This window comes from Streptomyces sp. NPDC002851 (assembly GCF_053591935.1).
The window spans coordinates 77,467-98,597 of the sequence record NZ_JBSFUT010000015.1 but is presented as its reverse complement, the minus strand read 5'-3'; the positions used below and the strand labels follow the sequence as shown (position 1 = coordinate 98,597).

17 protein-coding genes are annotated in these 21,131 nt (G+C 71.8%); 15 read left to right on the top strand and 2 right to left on the bottom strand.

Going from position 1 to position 21,131, the window contains the following annotated elements; genetic code table 11:
• Positions 1-184: 184 nt before the first annotated feature.
• From pdhA (ACWD10_RS17935) to ACWD10_RS17895, 9 genes are all read left to right on the top strand, one after another.
• Positions 185-1,303: a pyruvate dehydrogenase (acetyl-transferring) E1 component subunit alpha gene (gene pdhA / locus ACWD10_RS17935; protein ID WP_451092088.1), complete on the top strand. Its 1,119-nt coding sequence runs from the start codon at positions 185-187 to the stop codon at positions 1,301-1,303.
• The gene (locus ACWD10_RS17930; RefSeq protein WP_451091939.1) at positions 1,300-2,331 is read left to right on the top strand and encodes an alpha-ketoacid dehydrogenase subunit beta; all 1,032 of its coding nucleotides are present in this window, start codon (positions 1,300-1,302) and stop codon (positions 2,329-2,331) included. Before pdhA (ACWD10_RS17935) ends, ACWD10_RS17930 begins: the two co-directional genes overlap by 4 nt.
• Positions 2,331-3,884, top strand: a complete 1,554-nt coding sequence (locus ACWD10_RS17925) for a dihydrolipoamide acetyltransferase family protein (protein ID WP_451091937.1) — start codon at positions 2,331-2,333, stop codon at positions 3,882-3,884. Before ACWD10_RS17930 ends, ACWD10_RS17925 begins: the two co-directional genes overlap by 1 nt.
• A gap of 588 nt (positions 3,885-4,472) precedes the next feature.
• Positions 4,473-5,378, top strand: coding sequence for an NTP transferase domain-containing protein (locus ACWD10_RS17920; protein ID WP_451091935.1), 906 nt, complete (start codon positions 4,473-4,475; stop codon positions 5,376-5,378).
• Positions 5,375-7,039 (top strand): molybdopterin-binding protein, encoded by a 1,665-nt coding sequence (locus ACWD10_RS17915; RefSeq protein WP_451091933.1) that lies wholly within the window; start codon positions 5,375-5,377, stop codon positions 7,037-7,039. The genes ACWD10_RS17920 and ACWD10_RS17915 overlap by 4 nt, the downstream gene beginning before the upstream one ends.
• Positions 7,027-8,145, top strand: coding sequence for a potassium channel family protein (locus tag ACWD10_RS17910; protein WP_451091932.1), 1,119 nt, complete (start codon positions 7,027-7,029; stop codon positions 8,143-8,145). Before ACWD10_RS17915 ends, ACWD10_RS17910 begins: the two co-directional genes overlap by 13 nt.
• A 51-nt stretch (positions 8,146-8,196) precedes the next feature.
• Positions 8,197-9,174: an NAD(P)H-quinone oxidoreductase gene (locus tag ACWD10_RS17905; protein ID WP_451091931.1), complete on the top strand. Its 978-nt coding sequence runs from the start codon at positions 8,197-8,199 to the stop codon at positions 9,172-9,174.
• 300 nt (positions 9,175-9,474) lie between these two features.
• Positions 9,475-9,987, top strand: a complete 513-nt coding sequence (locus ACWD10_RS17900) for a hypothetical protein (protein ID WP_451091929.1) — start codon at positions 9,475-9,477, stop codon at positions 9,985-9,987.
• Positions 9,988-10,080: 93 nt separating this feature from the next.
• A complete protein-coding gene (locus tag ACWD10_RS17895) occupies positions 10,081-10,635 on the top strand; it encodes a bacterial proteasome activator family protein (protein WP_451091927.1) in 555 nt (184 codons plus the stop codon).
• 94 nt (positions 10,636-10,729) lie between these two features.
• Here ACWD10_RS17895 and ACWD10_RS17890 read toward each other — a convergent pair whose 3' ends face one another.
• Positions 10,730-12,364, bottom strand: coding sequence for a protein kinase domain-containing protein (locus tag ACWD10_RS17890; protein WP_451091925.1), 1,635 nt, complete (start codon positions 12,362-12,364; stop codon positions 10,730-10,732).
• Between the two features lie 332 nt (positions 12,365-12,696).
• On the opposite strand from ACWD10_RS17890, the gene ACWD10_RS17885 reads away from it, so the two are divergent.
• Positions 12,697-14,280: a protein kinase domain-containing protein gene (locus tag ACWD10_RS17885; RefSeq protein WP_451091923.1), complete on the top strand. Its 1,584-nt coding sequence runs from the start codon at positions 12,697-12,699 to the stop codon at positions 14,278-14,280.
• A gap of 103 nt (positions 14,281-14,383) precedes the next feature.
• On the opposite strand, the gene ACWD10_RS17880 is transcribed toward ACWD10_RS17885, so the two are convergent.
• Positions 14,384-15,046 (bottom strand): response regulator, encoded by a 663-nt coding sequence (locus ACWD10_RS17880; protein WP_451091921.1) that lies wholly within the window; start codon positions 15,044-15,046, stop codon positions 14,384-14,386.
• A gap of 338 nt (positions 15,047-15,384) precedes the next feature.
• Between ACWD10_RS17880 and pdhA (ACWD10_RS17875) the strand changes: the two genes are divergently transcribed.
• The 5 genes from pdhA (ACWD10_RS17875) (at position 15,385) to ACWD10_RS17855 (ending at position 21,066) form a co-directional block, all read left to right on the top strand.
• Complete coding sequence (gene pdhA, locus ACWD10_RS17875; RefSeq protein ID WP_451092086.1) at positions 15,385-16,575, top strand: pyruvate dehydrogenase (acetyl-transferring) E1 component subunit alpha; 1,191 nt, start codon at positions 15,385-15,387, stop codon at positions 16,573-16,575.
• 2 nt (positions 16,576-16,577) lie between these two features.
• The gene (locus ACWD10_RS17870; protein WP_451091919.1) at positions 16,578-17,558 is read left to right on the top strand and encodes an alpha-ketoacid dehydrogenase subunit beta; all 981 of its coding nucleotides are present in this window, start codon (positions 16,578-16,580) and stop codon (positions 17,556-17,558) included.
• A gap of 13 nt (positions 17,559-17,571) precedes the next feature.
• On the top strand, positions 17,572-18,978 hold the full coding sequence (locus tag ACWD10_RS17865) for a dihydrolipoamide acetyltransferase family protein (RefSeq protein ID WP_451091917.1): 1,407 nt from the start codon (positions 17,572-17,574) through the stop codon (positions 18,976-18,978).
• A 100-nt stretch (positions 18,979-19,078) separates the two neighbouring features.
• Complete coding sequence (locus ACWD10_RS17860) at positions 19,079-19,759, top strand: GntR family transcriptional regulator (protein WP_451091915.1); 681 nt, start codon at positions 19,079-19,081, stop codon at positions 19,757-19,759.
• On the top strand, positions 19,756-21,066 hold the full coding sequence (locus ACWD10_RS17855; RefSeq protein WP_451091913.1) for an MFS transporter: 1,311 nt from the start codon (positions 19,756-19,758) through the stop codon (positions 21,064-21,066). Before ACWD10_RS17860 ends, ACWD10_RS17855 begins: the two co-directional genes overlap by 4 nt.
• The last annotated feature ends 65 nt before the right edge of the window (positions 21,067-21,131 follow it).

Sequence of the window (21,131 nt, the reverse complement as noted above, 5' to 3'; positions counted from 1 at the left end):
CTACCATGGACGTAGTGCATCTATCCCAGGCTGTGGAGAACCGATTGTCCACAGCCTGGCGGCGCCTGTAGCCAAAATGTGCCGACGACCGAACAATCGGTAGGTGAGGCGCATCACACGGCCGCGCCTCGTTGGTCGCTCCCACGAGGAGGTGCACGCGGTGAAGAACCACAGCACGACGGTCATGGAGCAGCGCGGGATCTACCGGCCCGCGCCGCCCCCGGCCTGGAAGCCCCGCACGGACCCCGCTCCGCTGCTGCCCGACGCCGAGCCGTACCGCGTGCTCGGCACCGAGGCGGCGGCCAAGGCGGACCCCGAGCTGCTGCTGCGGCTGCACGAGGAGCTGGTGCGCGGACGCCGGTACAACGCGCAGGCGACGGCGCTCACCAAGCAGGGCCGGCTCGCCGTGTACCCGTCGAGCACGGGCCAGGAGGCGTGCGAGGTGGCCGCCGCGCTCGTCCTGGAGGAGCGGGACTGGCTGTTCCCCAGCTACCGCGACACCCTCGCGGCCGTCGCGCGGGGCCTCGACCCGGTGCAGGCGCTCTCGCTCCTGCGCGGCGACTGGCACACCGGGTACGACCCGCACGAGCACCGCGTCGCACCGCTGTGCACCCCGCTCGCGACTCAACTCCCGCACGCGGTGGGCCTCGCGCGCGCCGCGCAACTGAAGGGCGACGACGTCGTGGCGCTCGCCCTGGTGGGCGACGGCGGCACCAGTGAGGGCGACTTCCACGAGGCGCTCAACTTCGCGGCGGTGTGGCGGGCCCCGGTGGTGTTCGTCGTGCAGAACAACGGCTTCGCCATCTCGGTGCCGCTCGAGAAGCAGACCGCCGCACCGTCCCTGGCCCACAAGGCCGTCGGGTACGGAATGCCGGGGCGCCTGGTCGACGGCAACGACGCGGTGGCGATGCACGAGGTCCTCGCCGAGGCCGTGCGGCACGCGCGCGAAGGGAACGGCCCGACCCTCGTGGAGGCGGTGACGTACCGCCTTGAGGCCCATACGAACGCCGACGACGACACCCGCTACCGGGATGCCGCGGACGTCGAGCCCTGGCGCGCACACGACCCGATCACGCTTCTGGAGGGGGAGTTGACGGATCGCGGCCTCCTCGACGACGTACGCATACGGACCGTGCGCGAGTCCGCGGAGCGGCTCGCCGCCGATCTGCGCGAGCGGATGAACCAGGACCCGGTGCTCGACCCGATGGACCTGTTCTCGCACGTGTACGCCGAGCAGACCACGCAACTGCGCGAGCAGGCGGCCCAGTTGCGCGCCGAGCTGGAAGCGGAGGCCGGGCGATGAGCACCGTTGCGGACAGGGCCGGGGCGGCGACGACGGGCACGAAACCCGCCACCATGGCGCAGGCGCTGCAGCGCGCGCTCCGGGACGCGCTGGCCGAGGACCCGACCGTCCACGTGATGGGCGAGGACGTGGGCACGCTCGGCGGCGTCTTCCGGATCACGGACGGTCTGGCCAGGGACTTCGGCGAGGAGCGCTGCAGCGACACCCCGCTCGCCGAGGCCGGGATCCTCGGCACGGCGGTCGGCATGGCGATGTACGGCCTGCGGCCCGTGGTGGAGATGCAGTTCGACGCGTTCGCCTACCCGGCGTTCGAGCAGCTGATCTCGCACGTGTCGCGGATGCGGAACCGCACCAAGGGGGCGCTTTCACTGCCGCTCACCATCCGGGTGCCGTACGGCGGCGGGATCGGCGGTGTCGAGCACCACAGCGACTCCTCCGAGGCGTACTACATGGCGACGCCGGGGCTCCATGTCGTCACGCCCGCCACCGTCGCCGACGCCTATGGACTGCTGCGGCAGGCCATCGCGTCCGACGACCCCGTCGTCTTCCTCGAACCCAAGCGGCTGTACTGGACCAAGGATTCCTGGAACCCGGACGAGCCGACGCGCGTTGAAGAGATAGGCAGAGCCGTGGTGCGGCGCTCGGGGCGCAGTGCGACGCTCCTGACGTACGGACCGTCCCTGCCCGTGTGCCTGGAGGCGGCGCAGGCCGCGCGGGAGGAGGGCTGGGACCTCGAAGTCGTCGATCTGCGCTCCCTGGTGCCGTTCGACGACGAGACGGTCGGTGCGTCGGTGCGCCGGACCGGGCGGGCGGTCGTCGTGCACGAGTCGGGGGGCTTCGCGGGCCCGGGCGCGGAGATCGCCGCGCGGGTCACGGAGCGCTGCTTCCACTATCTGGAGGCTCCGGTGCTGCGGGTGGCCGGTTTCGATATCCCGTACCCGCCGCCGATGCTGGAACGGCACCATCTGCCGGGCGTGGACCGCATCCTGGACGCGGTGGCGCGGTTGCAGTGGGAGGGGGAGAGCTGATGGCGCAGGTCTTGGAGTTCAAGCTGCCCGACTTGGGCGAGGGGCTCACGGAGGCGGAGATCGTCCGCTGGCTGGTGTCCGTGGGTGATGTCGTGGCGGTCGACCAGCCGGTGGTCGAGGTGGAGACGGCCAAGGCGATGGTCGAGGTGCCCTGCCCCTACGCGGGCGTGGTGACCGCCCGGTTCGGGGAGACCGGAGAGGAACTTCCGGTGGGGGCGCCGCTGTTGACTGTTGCGGTGGGCGAGTCGGGGGTGGGGTCGGGATCCGCGGGGGACAGAGCTGGGTCCGGCGTTGAGGCCGGGGCTGGGGCTGGGGCTGGGGCTGGGGCCGGGGCTGGGTCTGAGGCTGAGGGCGGTTCTCGGGCCCGTTCTGGGGGTGGCGGGTCGGCGTCCGTGGGGGTTGCGGCCGGGTCCGGCGAGGCCGGGGCCTCGGGCGACGAGCGGAGGGATGAAGGCTCGGGCAATGTGCTCGTGGGGTACGGCACCGGGGCGGCGCCTGCCCGTCGGCGCAGGGTGCGCCCGCAGGATGTGGGGCGGGATGTACGGGGCACGTCGGGTGGACCGGGGAATTCCGGGAGACCGTCGGCGGCAGCTCGGGGTGAGGGGGGCACGGCGGTACGGGGTGCGGAGGGGCCCGTACCGGTGATCTCGCCGCTCGTGCGTCGGCTGGCCCGGGAACACGGCGTGGATCTACGGCAGTTGACCGGGTCCGGGGCGGACGGGCTCATTCTGCGGGCCGATGTCGAGACGGCCGTTCGGGCGGCGGAGCGGGCGGCTCACGCCACGGCTCCGGCGGCTTCTGCGGCGTCTGCGGCTTCTGCGGCGGCGCGGTCCGGGGACGGGGCCGGGTTCGGGTTCGGGTCGGGTGAGGTGCGTACTCCGTTGCGAGGGGTGCGTGGGGCGGTTGCCGACAAGCTTTCGCGTAGTCGGCGCGAGATACCCGACGCCACCTGCTGGGTGGATGCGGACGCGACCGAGCTCATGCACGCGCGGGCCGCCATGAACGCGGCCGGTGGCCCCAAGATCTCGCTGCTCGCGCTGCTCGCCCGGATCTGCACGGCGGCCCTGGCCCGCTTCCCCGAGCTGAACTCGACGGTCGACACGGAGGCCCGTGAGGTCGTACGCCTCGACCGGGTGCACCTGGGCTTTGCCGCGCAGACCGAGCGGGGCCTGGTCGTTCCGGTGGTGAAGGACGCGCACGAGCGGGATGCGGAGTCGCTCAGTGCCGAGCTCGCGCGGCTGACCGAGGCAGCACGGGACGCGTCGCTGACCCCCGGGGACCTGACCGGAGGCACGTTCACGCTGAACAACTACGGGGTGTTCGGGGTCGACGGCTCGACGCCGATCATCAACCACCCGGAGGCGGCGATGCTCGGGGTGGGCCGGATCGTGGCGAAACCCTGGGTGCACGAAGGGGAGTTGGCCGTGCGGCAGGTGGTGCAGCTGTCGCTGACGTTCGACCACCGGGTGTGTGACGGGGGTACGGCGGGCGGGTTCCTGCGGTACGTCGCGGACTGTGTGGAGCGCCCGGCGGTTCTGCTGCGCACGCTTTGACCCTGCGGGGCTTGGGGCTGTGGGGGAGCCCTGGGGCAGGCTTCCCGTAACTGGAAGCTCTGCCCCAGGCCCCCCGGACCTCCGGACCCCGGACCTCCGGACCCCGGACCTCCGGCCCCCGGACCTCCGGCCCCCGGACCTCCGGACCCCTGGCCCCCCGGACGTCCGGCCCCTGGCCCCTCGGACCTCCGGACCTCCGGACCCCTGGCCCCTCGGACCTCCAGCCCTCCGGACCCCGGCCCTCGGGACCCCCGGCCCTCCAGACCCCCGGACCCCGGCCCTCCGGACCCCGGCCCTCGGGACCCCCGGCCCTCGGGACCCCCGGCCCTCCAGACCCCCGGCCCTCCAGACCCCCGGACCCCGGCCCTCCGGACCCCGGCCCTCCGGACTCCCGGCCCTCGGGACCCCCGGCCTTCCAGACCCCCGGACCCCGGCACTCCAGACCCCCCGACCCCGGCCCTCCAGACCCTCGGCCCCCCAGACTCCCGGCCCCCCAGACCCCCAGCTCCTCAAGCGCCGAAGAGGCTCGATTTTGGCCGCTGACCCGGTGCGCTTCGCGCGTGCGGGGTGGGCGCTCATACTCGGGGGATGAATCGTTCTCGCGGGGTGGTCTTGGGGCCGTTCGACGCGGTGGTGCTGGCCGGGGGTGCCGCTCGGCGGCTCGGTGGGGTCGACAAGCCGCGGGTGCGGGTTGGTGGGCGGGCGTTGCTTGATCGGGTGCTTGCTGCCTGTGCCCACGCCCGTACCACCGTTGTCGTCGCGGAACCCGGGCCCACCGCCCGGCCCGTGGTGTGGGCGCGGGAGGAGCCGCCCGGTGGGGGGCCGCTGGCCGCGCTTGATGCCGGGGTGCGGCGGACGGACTCGGAGTACGTGGTCGTGCTCTCCGCCGATCTGCCGTTCTTGGACGAGCAGACCGTGGAGTTGCTGCTCTCCGCGTTGGGTGGGGCTGATGGTGTCGATGGGGCCTTGTTTGTTGACTCGGGTGGGCGGGATCAGCCTCTTGTTGCCGCCTATCGGAGTTCCTCGCTGCGGCGGGGGATGGAACGGCTCCGTGCCGCGCACGGTGGCCTCGCCGGGCTGCCGTTGCGGCGGCTCACCGAAGGGCTCGCGCTCGCCCGGATCACCGTGCCCGGCGACTCCCTCGTCGCGTTCGACTGCGACACCTGGGAGGACATTGCCGCGGCCCGCACACGGATCAGGGACCATGAGCACGTGCTGGATGAATGGATCACCGCAGTCAAGGACGAGCTGGGCATCGACCTGGAGGTCGACACCGGCGTACTGCTGGACCTCGCGCGGGACGCGGCGCATGGCGTGGCCAGGCCCGCGGCCCCGTTGACCACGTTCCTCGTGGGGTACGCCGCGGCGCGGGCCGAGGGCGGACCCGAGGCCGTGGCCGACGCGGTCCGCAAGGCCTCCGCGCTCGCCGCTCGCTGGGCCGATGAGGACCGCCTCGACGAGGACGGTCCCCGCAACACTTCGGACGCGGGATGAGCGCGCGGTACCCGGGCCCCGGGGACGGGTCGGCCGACGCGGGGCGCGGGGGCGGTGCGGACCTCTCCGGGACCGAGCGTCGCCACGAGCTGGAGGTGGACGACGCCCTCGCCCTGGTGCGGGAGATGCCGGCTGCCTCGGGCGGCAGTGAGCCGAACGGTGCGCCGTCGGCAGGCACGTCGTCCCCTGGCGCCTCCACCCCCGCCCATGCCGCTCTGTCGCCCCGCGCCTCCACCAGTGATGTCGCTCCCGGACACACCTCGGGCGGCGACGCCTCCGCCCCCAACCCCCAGTCCGACCCCGACCCCCGGTCCAACCCCAACCCCCGGTCCAAGCTCCACTCCCACCCCGCCACCCCCTGGCCCGAAGCCCGAGCCCGGGCCGCACGCGCAGGCCGCCCGCCCGCCGACGCGGGCCGTGAACCCACCCGCGCCCCCGTCCCCGTACCGCTGGACCAAGCCCTGGGCCTGGTCCTCGCCGCACCGCTGACCGCCCTCACCGACCTGCCGTCCTTCGACACCTCCGCGATGGACGGGTGGGCCGTGGCCGGACCGGGCCCGTGGACCATCCGTGCCGAAGGCATCCTCGCCGGGCACCCCGGCGGCACCGGAGAGGGCGGCGCCGACGTACTGGCGGACGGCGAGGCCATCCGTATCGCCACCGGGGCGCGGATCCCGCACGAGGCCACGGCCGTGATCCGGACCGAGCACGGGCGGACCGACGACAAGGGGCGGCTGCACGCCCTGCGCGAGGTCGGACACGGGCAGGACATCCGGCCGCGCGGCCAGGAGTGCCGCAGCGGCGACCGGCTGCTGCCCGCCGGAAGTCCGGTGACCCCCGCCGTCCTCGGTCTCGCCGCGGCCGCGGGCTACGACGAGCTGCTCACACTGCCCCGGCCGCGCGTCGAAGTCCTCGTTCTGGGCGACGAGTTGCTCACCACCGGACTCCCTCACGACGGTCTGATCCGTGACGCGCTCGGCCCCATGTTGCCGTCGTGGCTGCGTGCCCTTGGCGCGGAGGTCATCGCCGTGCGGCGGCTCGGGGACGACGCGGAGGCGTTGTACCAGGCCCTCGCCGGTACGGAAGCCGATCTGGTCGTCAGCACGGGTGGCACCGCCGCGGGCCCCGTCGACCATGTGCACCCGATCCTGCGCCGCCTGGGCGCCGAACTGCTCGTGGACGGCGTCAAGGTGCGGCCCGGGCATCCGATGCTGCTTGCCCGGCTCGACGCGCACCGTCACCTCGTGGGCCTGCCCGGCAACCCGCTGGCCGCGGTGTCCGGGCTGCTCACCCTGGCCGAGCCGTTGCTGCGGAGCCTTGCCGGGCGGCTCGCCGCGGAGCCGTATCGGGCCCCGGTCCGGGACGCGGTGCACGGCCATCCGTACGACACCCGCCTGGTCCCGGTCGCGCTGCGCGGCGGTACCGAGCCGCGCGGCGGACCCGACGTGACCGCCGTACCGCTGCACTACAACGGCCCGGCCATGCTGCGCGGAATCGCCACCTCCGACGGCCTTGCCGTGGTGCCGCCCGGCGGCGCCGAGGCCGGGCAGGAGGTGGAGGTCCTCGATCTGCCGTGGACACTTCCCTCCTTCTCCACGGACCCGGGTAACGGGTCCACGGACCCGGGTAACGGGCCTGGCGCAGAAGGGTGTTTCACGTGAAACTGCCCGGCCGGGATGCGATGGCCCGTGAGGCCGACGAGCATCTCCTCACGGCGAAGGTGAAGCTGCCCCGCGCGACCACCGTGCACCCCTTGCGGCAGGTCCTCCGGCGCCTGTCGATGGCGATCGCGGTCCTCGTCGCGACCGCGTTGATCGTCTATCTCGATCACACCGGCTACCACGACAACAGCGACGAGCGCCTCGACCTGCTCGACTGCTTCTACTACGCGACCGTCACGCTCTCCACCACCGGCTACGGCGATATCGTCCCGGTCAGCGACGCCGCCCGGCTCACGAACATCTTCGTCATCACGCCGCTGCGCGTGCTGTTCCTGATCATCCTGGTCGGAACCACCCTTGAGGTCCTCACGGAACGGACCCGCGAGGAGTTCCGGCTGAACCGCTGGAGGTCCCAGTTGCGCGAGCACACCGTCGTCGTCGGCTTCGGGACCAAGGGCCGTTCCGCGATCCAGACGCTCTGTGCGACGGGGCTCAAGCAAGAACAGATCGTGGTCGTCGATCCCAGCACCAAGGTGATAGACGTCGCCACGGCGCAGGGCTTCGTGGGCGTCGTCGGCGATGCCACCCGTAGCGACGTACTGCTGCGCGCGGAGGCGCAGAAGGCCCGTCAGATCGTCATCGCGACCCAGCGGGACGACACCGCGGTCCTGGTCACGCTGACCGCACGCCAGCTCAACCGGGGCGCGAAGATCGTGGCCGCGGTACGGGAGGAGGAGAACGCGCCGCTGCTGCGCCAGTCCGGCGCCGACGCCGTGATCACCAGCGCGAGCGCGGCCGGACGGCTGCTCGGCCTCTCCGTGCTGAGCCCGAGCGCGGGCACGGTCATGGAGGATCTGATCCAGCAGGGCAGCGGGCTCGACCTCGTCGAACGGCCGGTGACCAAGGCCGAGGTGGGCAAGAGCGTCCGGGAGACCGAGGACCTGGTGGTCAGTGTGCTACGCGGCCATCGGCTGCTCGGCTACGACGACGAGGCCATCGGGAAGCTCCAGTTGACGGATCGTCTGATCTGCATCGTACGAGCGGTGCCGACGCCCTCGACGCATCCGGCACCCGCGTTGAAGCCGGACACCCGGCCGCTGCCGTAACGATGTGCCCGACGGGTCCCCCGGCTCGGCGGCCGGAGTAGCCTCGCGGCCATGCATGCGATCACGATCCCCGAACCCGGTGGACCCGAGGCGCTCGTCTGGGCCGAGGTCCCCGATCCCGTACCCGGTGAGGGCGAGGTCCTGGTCGAGGTGGCGGCCAGTGCCGTCAACCGCGCCGACCTGCTGCAACGCCAGGGCTTCTACGACCCGCCGCCCGGCGCGTCCCCCTACCCCGGCCTCGAGTGCTCGGGCCGGATCGCCGCGCTCGGCCCCGGCGTGAGCGGCTGGTCCGTCGGCGACGAGGTGTGCGCGCTGCTCGCGGGCGGCGGCTACGCCGAGAAGGTCGCCGTCCCCGCCGGGCAGCTGCTCCCGGTGCCGGACGGCGTCGAGCTGGTGTCCGCCGCCGCGCTCCCCGAAGTGGCCTGCACCGTCTGGTCCAACGTCTTCATGGTGGCCCATCTGCGCCCCGGCGAGACGCTGCTCGTGCACGGCGGCGCCAGCGGCATCGGCACCATGGCGATCCAGCTCGCGAAGGCGGTCGGCGCCCGGGTCGCGGTCACCGCCGGTGGCAAGGAGAAGCTGGAGCGGTGCGCGGAGCTCGGCGCGGACATCCTGATCGACTACCGCGAACAGGACTTCGTCGAGGAGGTACGCACGGCCACGGACGGGGCGGGCGCGGACGTCATCCTCGACATCATCGGCGCCAAGTACCTGGACCGGAACGTCAAGGCGCTCGCCGTCAACGGCCGCCTCGCCATCATCGGCCTCCAGGGTGGGCGCAAGGGCGAGCTCAACCTGGGTGCCCTCCTCGCCAAGCGCGCCGCCGTCACCGCGACCTCGCTGCGCGGCCGCCCGCTCGCCGAGAAGGCCGCGATCGTCGCGGCGGTACGCGAACACGTCTGGCCGCTCGTCGGCGGGGGCCGGGTCCGCCCGATCGTCGACCGCTCCGTCCCGATGAGCGACGCGGCCGAGGGCCATCGGGTGCTCGAGGGCAGCGGCCATGTCGGCAAGGTCCTTCTGACCGTGTAGGAGGTCCTTCTGGCCGTGTGAGGTCCTGCTGACCTCGTACGGCGCCGGGCCCGATCTCGTACGACGACGGGCCCGGACTCGTCCTCACGTCCCCACGTCCGCCTGCCCCGCCGCCCCCTGCTCAGCCCCCCCGCCGCCCGGTCGGACCGAGCCAGGATGCCGCCCCGTGTGCCCCGTGTGACGCTGAGGCCATCGTCATGGCTGCAACTCCACGGCACCGGAAAGGGGTCGGCGGGGATGGCTCCGGGGATGGCTTCACCGCGGGTGCGCGGGGCGTCGGACACGCGTCCGGCGGGCCTCATGACCGCCGCTGCGGCTGCCCTGACGGCCCTGCTGGTCGTCTCGGGCGGCCCGGCGGCGGCGTACGCCCACACATCAGCACGTACACCGGTCGGCGCACCGACCCGCGCCGCCACGTACGCCCCCACGTACGCCCCCGCGTACGCCCACGAGCGCGCACCCGATGAGCGGACCCCGGCCACCACCTCCCCCGAAACCACCCCCACCCCCACCCCCACCCCCGACCGCGCGGGCAGCCAAGCCGGTGAGGGACGGCCCCGGCCGGGCCGGGGCGGGGATCGGCCCCCGGCCGCCGCGGTGGCCGACGTGCCCGAAGAGCTCCGGCCGATGCCGCCGCCCCCGCCTCCACCCCGGCCCTCCGTCGGCGTACCGCCGTCGCCCACGCCGCACGCGCAGCGGGATCAGGCCGCGCCGGATCCCGGGGTGCCGCGGGTCCTGTCGCTCGGCGTGGGGCTCGTCCTGATCGGCCTCGGCCTGTCGTCCCTGGCCCTGCGCCTGCGCCGCGGGAGCTGACACGGCGAACCGGCTTCGGGGCCGACGGCGGTGGATCAGCCCCGTAAGGGGGCACCACCGAGAGGGAACGTGGGTGTACGAGAGAATGGCGTCATGGAGATGTCGAGGAACGACAAGCCGCAGGAGAACCCTCAGGTCCTCGTTGTGGGCCAGGACGGCATGGCCATCGGGGGCGGTGGAGGCAGCGGCGACGAGGAGTCCCGCGAGATGCCCGTGACCGACATGGTCGAGCAGCCGGCCAAGGTGATGCGGATCGGCAGCATGATCAAGCAGCTCCTGGAGGAAGTGCGGGCGGCACCTCTCGACGAGGCGAGCCGGGCCCGGCTCAAGGAGATCCACTCGAGCTCCGTGAAGGAGCTGGAGGACGGGCTCGCGCCCGAGCTCATCGAGGAGCTGGAGCGGCTCTCGCTGCCCTTCACGGACGAGGCGACGCCGAGCGACGCCGAACTGCGCATCGCACAGGCGCAGTTGGTGGGCTGGCTGGAGGGCCTCTTCCACGGCATCCAGACCACCCTGTTCGCGCAGCAGATGGCGGCCCGCGCCCAGCTGGAGCAGATGCGCCGCGCCCTGCCGCCGGGCGTCTCCCTCGGCCACGAGGAGGACGAGGAGCACGGCCCCAAGGGCCGCACCGGGGGCCCGTACCTGTAGCCGTACGAACGACCGAAGGGCCCGGTCCGGGCGACGCTTCACGCGCCGCCGGGACCGGGCCCTTCTACGTACTGGTTACGCCGGTACGTGCTGGTTACGCCGGATTCCCGCTCGACACCTCGAGCTTGATCGTCGGCATTTCGTCGTCATCGACGTCCGTACCGGGCTCCGGGTACTGCTTCATGACGGTGCCCTCGCCGTAGGTGTTCTCGTCGACGGTCTCGGGGTCGTACTGCCAGCCCGCCTTCTGGATGCACTCCTTCACCGAGTCGATGTTCCGGTACTCGAAGTTCGGGATCTGGATCTTCTCCGGGTCGGAGTAGCTCTCCTTCGGGTCCGTGCACTCGGTCGTTTCGATCACCTTCGTCTTGTCGGGGCCCTTGTGGCCGGGGGCCTCCGACTGGGACTGGGACGGCCCGGCCTGCGGGCCCTCCTCCTCGCCCCCGCTGTTGAGCGAGATCACGGTGATCAGGCCGCCGATGGCGAGCAGTGCGACGACGATCGCGCCGACGATCACCGGCATGTTGCTCTTGCCGCCGCCCCCGTGGCCGCCATGCCCGCTCGGCGTCTGCGGGGACATCGTGTACGGCGGCGGGGTCGAGGTCCCCTGCTGGGCGTACCCGGCCGGGGCCGGGGTCGGATAGCCGCCCTGCTGCTGCGGGTAGCCGTAGCTCGGCGCCGGGGTCGGTGCGGGCGTGCCGTACGGGCCGGGCTGGTACGGGGTCTGCACGCTGCCCGGGCCCGGGCCCGGGGTGCCCTGCTCGACCGGCGGGAACACGGCCGAGCCGACGCCCGCGCCGGAGCCCGTCGAGGCGCCGGGCACGATGCTCGGGGCGCCTGCCTGGAAGGACTGGGCGATCCGCAGGCACTCGTCCCGCATCGCCTCGGCGGTGGGGAACCGTTCGTTCGGGTTCTTCTTGAGGGCGCGGGCGACCAGGGCGTCCACGGCGGGCGGCAGCGCGTTGTTGATGGAGGACGGCGCGACCGGCTCCTCCTGGACGTGCGCGTACGCGATCGCGAGCGGGGAGTCGGCCTCGAACGGGAGCCGCCCGGTGACCAGTTGGAACAGCATGATGCCGACCGAGTAGAGGTCGCTGCGGGCGTCCACGCCGCGGCCCAGGGCCTGCTCCGGCGACAGGTACTGCGGGGTGCCCACGACCATGCCGGTCTGGGTCATCGAGGTCACGCCGGACTGCATGGCGCGGGCGATGCCGAAGTCCATGACCTTGACCACATTGCGCTTGGTCACCATCACGTTGCCCGGCTTGATGTCCCGGTGGACCAGGCCCATTTCGTGGCTGATCTCCAGGGCGGCGAGCACGTCCGCGGTGACCTTCAGGGCCTTGTCCGTGGGCATCGCGCCGAACTGGGCGATATCGGCGTCCAGGACGGAGCCGAGCGGCTTGCCCTCGACGTACTCCATGACGATGTACGGCATCGTCGAGCCGTCGAGGTCGTCCTCGCCGGTGTCGAAGACCGAGACGATATTGGTGTGCGTGAGCTTGGCCACTGACTGGGCCTCGCGGCGGAACCGCTCGCGGAAGGACGACTCGCGTCCCAGCTCGGTGTGGAGCGTCTTGATCGCGACCTGGCGGTCGAGCACGGTGTCGTACGCCAGGTGTACGGACGCCATGCCACCCTCACCGAGGAGGTCCCGCAGCTGGTAGCGGCCGCCTGCCAGGGCGTGTCCCGTATACCGGCCGCCGCCCTGTGCGCCGTCCTGGCTCATGTTCTGCGTCCCCCATCGGCGCGGTGATGCGCGAAGATCCCTGGTATTTCCGGGCCAAGTCTGCCGGAGGGCCCCGACACGTCAAGCCGGGTGCCCGTTCCGTGACCGTACGGGCAACAACCGTCTCAGAAGCGTTACCGGTGCGAGAGTGCCGGGCGCCACCCTCGGGGAGACCGTTCGGGCCGGTATGCCCACACGATTTGGCGGTCACCGGGGGTAACAGGTTTCATGGCCCGTCCATCTCAAACCAGTGTGCTACGTCGAGGCTGTAGCGTGGCCTGGCGGAGACCGTAGAACAGACCGGTTACGACAGGAAACGACGGCGAGGACCGATGGACCAGCAGCGCGCCCAGGGCCCGTCCGACCCCGAGGCGACGGGCGGCGCGATGTCAGACGCGCCTGAGTTGTGGGGCAACGGAGGGCTCGTCGGAGACGGCCGTTACCGGCTGACCCGCAGACTCGGCCGCGGCGGCATGGCCGAGGTCTTCGCAGCGGAGGACGTCCGGCTCGGCCGTACGGTCGCGGTGAAGCTGCTCCGCAGCGATCTCGCCGAGGACCCGGTGTCGAAGGCCCGCTTCACGCGCGAGGCCCAGTCGGTGGCCGGGCTCAACCACCACGCGGTGGTGGCGGTGTACGACTCCGGTGAAGATGTCGTGGCCGGCAACACCATCCCGTACATCGTGATGGAGCTCGTCGAGGGCCGCACCATTCGCGACCTGCTGCTCAACGCCGAGGCGCCCGGGCCCGAGCAGGCCCTGATCATCGTCTCCGGTGTGCTCGAGGCGCTCGCGTACTCGCACCAGCACGGGATCGTGCACCGCGACATCAAGCCCGCGAACGTGATCATCACCAACGCCGGTGCGGTGAAGGTGATGGACTTCGGCATCGCGCGGGCGCTGCACGGCGCCTCCCAGACGATGACCCAGACCGGCATGGTCATGGGCACCCCGCAGTACCTCTCGCCGGAGCAGGCGCTCGGCAAGGCCGTCGACCACCGCTCCGACCTGTACGCGACCGGCTGCATGCTGTACGAACTGCTCACGCTGCGGCCGCCGTTCACCGGCGAGACCCCGCTGTCGGTGGTCTACCAGCACGTCCAGGACATGCCGTCGCCGGTCTCGGAGATCTCCGACGGGGTACCGCCGGAGCTGGACGGCCTGGTGATGCGGTCGCTCGCCAAGGACCCGGACGACCGGTTCCAGACCGCCGAGGAGATGCGCGGGCTCGTCCAGTACGGCCTGCAGATGCTTCAGGACGAGGGCGGGCACACGGGTACGTGGAGCACCGGCCCGGTCGTGATGCACGAGGGCGGCAACACGCCTGCGGCGGGCGTCGCCGCTACGACCGCCATGCAGCACCCCGGGGACTCCGGCTCCGGTGGCACCGCGCGGATCCCGCAGCCGATGCTGCGGCAGCCGGGTGCCGACGACGGCGGCTTCGACGGCGGGCAGGGGGACGGCGGCCCGGGCGGGCGCGGCGGCAACGGCCGCGGCCGCGGCAAGATGTGGCTGTTCGCCGCGCTCGCGCTGATCGCGGTCGTGGCCGGAGTGGCCTTCGCGCTGAACGCGACCCAGGGCACGAAGACCCCGGACGGCACGGACAAGTCGCCGACGCCGTCGCAGTCCCAGACCAAGGAGAAGTCCAAGGAGCCGTCGGACAAGCCGACGGAGGAGGACGACGGCGAGACGCTGCCCGGCGGCACCGGCGGCGACACCGGGTACACCCCGACGCCGTCCCAGTCGGAGTTCACGCCGAGCCCGACGCCGACGCCGAGCGAGTCGTCGGACGACCCGTCGCCGACGGCGCCCACGTCCGAGCCGCCGACCAGCGACGACGACACCCCGACGGAGCCCTCGGACAGCGGGGAGCCGACGCCTCCCACGGAGGAGACGCCGCCGGAGGGTGACCTCAGCTGAGGCGCTGAGCCAGAGATGCGGGGCGGTCGGGACATCCCGGCCGCCCCGCGTCGTGCACACGGAGTTCTTCGGTGGACCTGGGTCCACTTTCAAATGCAGCGCATCAGTGCTTTTCTTCCGCCTGCATACGGGCCACATATGCGGCCGCCTGCGAGCGGCGCTCCATGCCCAGCTTGGACAGCAGGCTGGAGACGTAGTTCTTGATGGTTTTCTCCGCGAGGTGAAGGCGCTCGCCGATCGCGCGGTTCGTCAGGCCCTCGCCGATCAGGTCGAGGATCTTCCGCTCCTGCTCGGTGAGGCCCGCGAGCCGGTCGTCGCCCTTGGCCTTGCTGCCGTCGCGCAGCCGCTCCAGGACCCGGGCGGTGGCCACGGGGTCGAGCAGCGACTTTCCGGCCGCCACATCGCGTACCGCCGTAAGCAGCTCATTGCCGCGGATCGCCTTCAGGACGTAGCCCGAGGCACCGGCCATGATCGCGTCGAAGAGGGCCTCGTCGTCCGCGAACGAGGTCAACATCAGGCACTTGATGTCCTCGTTACGGGAGCGGATCTCGCGGCAGACCTCGACGCCGCTGCCGTCCGGCAGCCGGACGTCGAGCACGGCGACGTCGGGGCGGGTGGCGGGGATCCTGACCAGGGCGTCCGCGGCCGTACCGGCCTCGCCGACGACCTCGATGTCCGCCTCGACGGACAGCAGCTCATGGACGCCGCGCCGGACGACCTCATGGTCGTCGAGCAGAAATACTCGGATTTTTCCTTCTTCGTGCACGGAGTCAGTCTCACACACGAACTCTTCCAATGCTCCGGGTGCCCGGGATAACGTGCCGGTGTTCCGGCCCCCGGCAAGGCGCTGACCAGTACGTGTTCCCCGAAACTCGAATTTACTTGGAAATCCAAGCAAAATCGCAGGTCAGATGGGGTTTCGCAGAATTGCGGAGCACTGGGTAACGTGCTTTGTGCAGGGCGTTCGCCGGGGCACCTGTCACGCCTGTTTACGGACAGATACCGCTGGCGCACACACCCCGTGCGCAGGTACGAGAAACAGGTGAGCCGCACTGGTTCCCGGTCGATCCCGGGCGCCGGACCGACGGAGGAGCACACGTGACCGTGAAGAACGCCGCAAAGGCTGCGGGTTCGAAGGGCGCCGCCACCAAGCGGGCACCCGCGAAGCGCGCCAAGAAAGCCGCGGCGCCCAGCACACAGCCCAACGCACAGCACGACCTCGTCCAACTGCTCACGCCCGAGGGCAAGCGCGTCGAGCACCCCGAGTACGACATCGACCTCGGTCCCGAAGAGCTCCGCGAGCTGTACCGGGACATGGTCCTGACCCGCCGCTTCGACGGCGAGGCGATCGCGCTCCAGCGCCAGGGCGAGCTGGGCCTGTGGCCCTCGCTGCTCGGCCAGGAGGCCGCCCAGATCGGCTCCGGCCGGGCCACCCGCGAGGACGACTACGTCTTCCCGACCTACCGCGAGCACGGCGTGGCCTGGTGCCGCGGGGTCGACCCCACGAAGTTGCTCGGCATGTTCCGCGGCGTGAACAACGGCGGCTGGGATCCGAACAGCAACAACTTCCACCTCTACACGATCGTCATCGGCTCGCAGGCCCTGCACGCCACCGGCTACGCGATGGGCGTGGCCAAGGACGGCGCGGACGCCGCGGTGGTCGCCTACTTCGGCGACGGCGCGTCCAGCCAGGGCGATGTCGCCGAGGCGTTCACGTTCTCCGCGGTCTACAACGCCCCGGTGGTGTTCTTCTGCCAGAACAACCAGTGGGCGATCTCCGAGCCGACCGAGAAGCAGAGCCGCGTGCCGCTCTACCAGCGCGCGCAGGGCTACGGCTTCCCGGGCGTCCGGGTCGACGGCAATGACGTCCTCGCCTGCCTGGCCGTCACCAGGTCGGCCCTCGAGCGGGCGCGCAGGGGCGAAGGCCCCACCCTCGTCGAGGCGTTCACGTACCGCATGGGCGCGCACACCACCTCCGACGACCCGACGAAGTACCGCCGCGCCGAGGAGCTCGAGTCCTGGGAGGCCAAGGACCCGATCCTGCGGCTGCGCGCGTACCTGACCGAGCAGGGCCTCGCGGACGAGGAGTTCTTCGCCGGGCTCGAGGAGGAGAGCGAGCAGCTCGGGCTGCGGGTGCGCGAGGCGGTGCGCGCGATGCCGGACCCCGACTCCATGGCGATCTTCGAGAACATCTACGCGGACGGCCACGCGCTCGTCGACGAGGAGCGCGCCCAGTTCGCCGCCTACCAGGCGTCGTTCGCGGACGTGTCGGATGCGGTGGAAGGGGCCAAGTGACCATGGCTGCACAGAAGATGGCGCTCGCGAAGGCGCTCAACGAGTCGCTGCGCAAGGCGCTCGACACCGACCCCAAGGTCCTGATCATGGGCGAGGACGTCGGCAAACTCGGCGGCGTCTTCCGGATCACCGAAGGGCTGCAGAAGGACTTCGGCGAGGACCGGGTGATCGACACGCCGCTCGCCGAGTCCGGCATCGTCGGCACCGCGATCGGGCTCGCGCTGCGCGGCTACCGGCCCGTCGTGGAGATCCAGTTCGACGGGTTCGTCTTCCCGGCGTACGACCAGATCGTCACGCAGCTCGCGAAGATGCACGCCCGGGCGCTCGGCAAGATCAAGCTGCCCGTCGTGATCCGCATTCCGTACGGCGGTGGCATCGGCGCGGTCGAGCACCACAGCGAGTCGCCCGAGGCGCTGTTCGCGCACGTGGCGGGCCTGAAGGTGGTCTCGCCGTCGAACCCGCAGGACGCGTACTGGATGATGCAGCAGGCCATCCAGAGCGACGACCCGGTGATCTTCTTCGAGCCGAAGCGGCGCTACTGGGACAAGGGCGAGGTCGACACCGAGGCGTTCCCCGGTCCGCTGCACACCGCGCGGGTGGTGCGGCAGGGCACGGACCTGACGCTCGCGGCGTACGGGCCGATGGTGAAGGTCTGCCTGGAGGCCGCGGAGGCGGCGGCCGAGGAGGGCAAGAACCTGGAGGTCATCGACCTGCGGTCGATGTCGCCGATGGACTTCGACACCGTGCAGTCCTCGGTCGAGCGGACCGGCCGGCTCGTGGTCGTACACGAGGCGCCCGTCTTCTACGGCTCCGGTGCGGAGCTCGCGGCACGGATCACCGAGCGGTGCTTCTACCACCTGGAGTCCCCCGTCCTGCGGGTCGGCGGATTCCACGCGCCGTATCCGCCGGCGCGCCTGGAGGAGGAGTATCTGCCGGGGCTCGACCGGGTGCTCGACGCCGTCGACCGCTCGCTGGCGTACTGAGGAGAGCGCAGCCATGGTTCGTGAGTTCAAGTTGCCCGACGTGGGCGAGGGATTGACCGAGGCCGAGATCCTCAAGTGGTACGTCGCTCCGGGCGACACCGTCACCGACGGACAGGTCGTCTGCGAGGTCGAGACGGCGAAGGCGGCCGTCGAACTGCCCATTCCGTTCAACGGCGTGGTGCAGGAGCTGAAGTTCCCCGAGGGCGCGACGGTCGACGTCGGCCAGGTGATCATCACCGTCGGGGAGGACGGGGAGACCCCCGCGGCCCCTGCGGCGCCCGCGGCCGAGCCCGAGCCGGAGCCGGAGGAGGCAGCCGAGGCGCCCAAGGGGCGTACGCCCGTCCTCGTCGGGTACGGCGTGGCCGAGTCGTCCACCAAGCGCCGCCCGCGCAAGGGCGCCCCGGAGGCCGCGCCCAAGGCCGTGCCCTCGGCCCCGGCGACCCCCGCGGCACCGTTGGCCCCGGCGCCGAGCGCCGTCACCAACGGGACCACCATCGCCAAGCCGCTGGCCAAGCCGCCCGTGCGGAAGCTCGCCAAGGACCTCGGGGTCGACCTCGCGGCCGTCACGCCCTCCGGGCCCGACGGGATCATCACGCGCGAGGACGTGCACGCCGCCGCGGCGCCCGCGCCCGCCGCTGAGCCGGTCGCCGAGCCGGTCGGCGAGCCCGTGCCCGCCGCGGCTCCGGTGGCCGAGCCGGTCGCCGGTGCGGCGCGCGAGACCCGTACCCCCATCAAGGGCGTACGGAAGGCGACCGCCGCCGCCATGGTGAACTCGGCGTTCACCGCGCCGCACGTCACGGAGTTCGTGACCATCGACGTGACGCGGACGATGAAGCTGGTCGATGAGATCAAGGGCGACCCCGAGACATACGGCATGGCCGGTCTTCGGGTGAACCCGCTGCTGCTCATCGCCAAGGCGCTGCTCGTCGCGATCAAGCGGAACCCGGAGGTCAACGCCGCCTGGGACGAGGCGAACCAGGAGATCGTGCGGAAGCACTACGTCAACCTGGGCATCGCCGCCGCCACGCCCCGCGGCCTGATCGTGCCGAACATCAAGGATGCCGACGCCAAGACCCTGCCCGAACTGGCGCAGGCCCTCGGCGAGTTGGTGGCCACGGCCAGGGAGGGCAAGACGTCTCCGGCCGCGATGCAGGGCGGCACCGTCACCATCACCAATATCGGGGTCTTCGGCATCGACACCGGCACGCCCATCCTCAACCCCGGTGAGTCCGCGATCCTCGCGGTCGGCGCGATCAAGCCGCAGCCGTGGGTGCACAAGGGGAAGGTCAAGCCGCGCCAGGTGACCACGCTCGCGCTGTCCTTCGACCACCGCCTGGTCGACGGCGAGCTCGGCTCCAAGGTCCTCGCGGATGTCGCGGCGATCCTGGAGCAGCCGAAGCGCCTGATGACCTGGGCGTAACCGCGCCACAAAAGAAGGGCGTTACCGCACCACCTAAGAGATCCGTCCCGGATACCGGGACGGATTTCTTATGCACACCTGTTGTATCTAAGCTGTGCGCATGCCTTCCGCGCCTGCGCCCTCCGCCACCCCTGCCGCCGCGACCAAACAGCCCCCCGCCGCCGAGCGCGTCTACCAGTACGTGAAGCAGGCCGTTCTGGAGCGGCGCTACGAGGGCGGCACGCTGCTCACCGAGGGGGAGCTGGCCGCGGACGTCGGGGTCTCGCGCACGCCCGTACGCGAGGCGCTGCTCAAGCTGGAAGTGGAAGGGCTGCTCAAGCTGTACCCGAAGAAGGGCGCCTTGGTCCTGCCCGTGTCCGCGCAGGAGATCGCGGACGTCGTCGAGACCCGGCTGCTCGTCGAGGAGCACGCGGCGCGCAAGGCCGTGCCCGCACCCCCCGGGCTCATCGAGCGCCTGGAGGAACTGCTCGCGCGCCAGCAGGAGCAGGCGGCCGCCGGGGACTTCGCGGCCGCGGCCGTCACCGACCGGTGCTTCCACGCCGAGATCGTCCGCAGCGGCGGCAACGAGATCCTCTCCCGCCTCTACGACCAGCTGCGCGACCGGCAGCTCCGGATGGGCGTCGCCGTGATGCACTCGCACCCGGACCGGATCGCCAAGACGCTCGCCGAGCACGGCCTGATCCTGGACGCGCTGCGCTCCGGCGACGCGGACGCGGCCGTCGCGGTCGTCCGCCGCCACGTCGGCTGGTTCTCGCACCTGGCCCGGGGCGAGGTCCGATGACCTCGACCGATTCTTCCCGCCCCGCGTTGCCGGGCGACCCACCCGGCGGGCGGCGTGCCATCGCCGTCTGGTCGATCGGCGTCGCCGTCTACTTCGTCGCCGTCATCTTCCGCACCTCGCTCGGCGTCGCGGGCCTGGACGCGGCCGACCGGTTCGAGGTCAACGCCTCGGCCCTGTCGACCTTCTCGATCCTCCAGCTGCTCGTGTACGCGGGCATGCAGATACCCGTCGGCCTGCTCGTCGACCGGTTCGGCACCAAGAAGGTGCTGACCCTGGGCGTCGTCCTGTTCACCCTGGGCCAGTTGGGCTTCGCGCTCTCGCCCTCGTACCCGATGGCGCTGGCCGCGCGTGCGCTGCTCGGCTGCGGTGACGCGATGACGTTCATCAGCGTCCTGCGGCTCGGCAACCGCTGGTTCCCGGCCCGGCGCGGGCCGCTCGTCGCGCAGCTCGCCGGGCTGATCGGGATGGGCGGCAACCTCGTCTCCACGCTCGTGCTCTCCCGGCTCCTGAACGGGCTCGGCTGGACCGCGACGTTCGTCGGTTCGTCGCTCGCCGGTGTCGTGGTGCTCGTGCTGCTCCTGCTCTTCCTGCGGGACCATCCGGAGGGCCATGAGCCGGAGCCGGTGCGGGTGCGCGAACCCGCCTTCGTACGCCGTCAGATAGCCGCCGCGTGGCGGGAGCCCGGCACCCGGCTCGGCCTGTGGGTGCACTTCACCACGCAGTTCCCGATGATGGTGTTCACGCTGCTCTGGGGCCTGCCGTTCCTGGTGGAGGCGCAGGGTCTGTCCCGGGCCGCGGCGGGTGAACTGCTCACGCTCACCGTCCTGTCGAGCATGACCATCGGCCTCGTCTACGGCCAGATCGTGCAGCGGCACCACACCGCCCGCGCCCCGCTGGCGCTCGGCACCGTCGGCGTGAACGCCCTCGTGTGGGGCTGCGTGCTCGGCTGGCCCGGTGGCACCGCGCCGACCGCGCTGCTCGTGCTGCTCTGCCTGGTGCTCGGGATGTGCGGCCCGGCGTCGATGATCGGCTTCGACTTCGCGCGGCCCGCGAACCCGCCGGAGCGGCAGGGCACGGCCTCCGGGATCGTCAACATGGGCGGCTTCACGGCCTCGATGACGACGCTGCTCGCGATCGGCCTGCTGCTCGACGCGACCGGCGACAACTACCGGATCGCGTTCTGCTCGATCTTCGCCCTGGAGGCGCTCGGGGTCGCCCAGATCCTCCGCCTGCGGCGGCGCGCGGTCCGCCTGGAGCGGGAACGGCTGGTCGCCAGCCGCGTGGAGGCCGTGCACGTACCGGCGTAGGGCGTCCTCGTACCGGCGTCAGGCCGTGCACGTATCGGAGTAAGTGCCGTGCACGTACCGGCGTA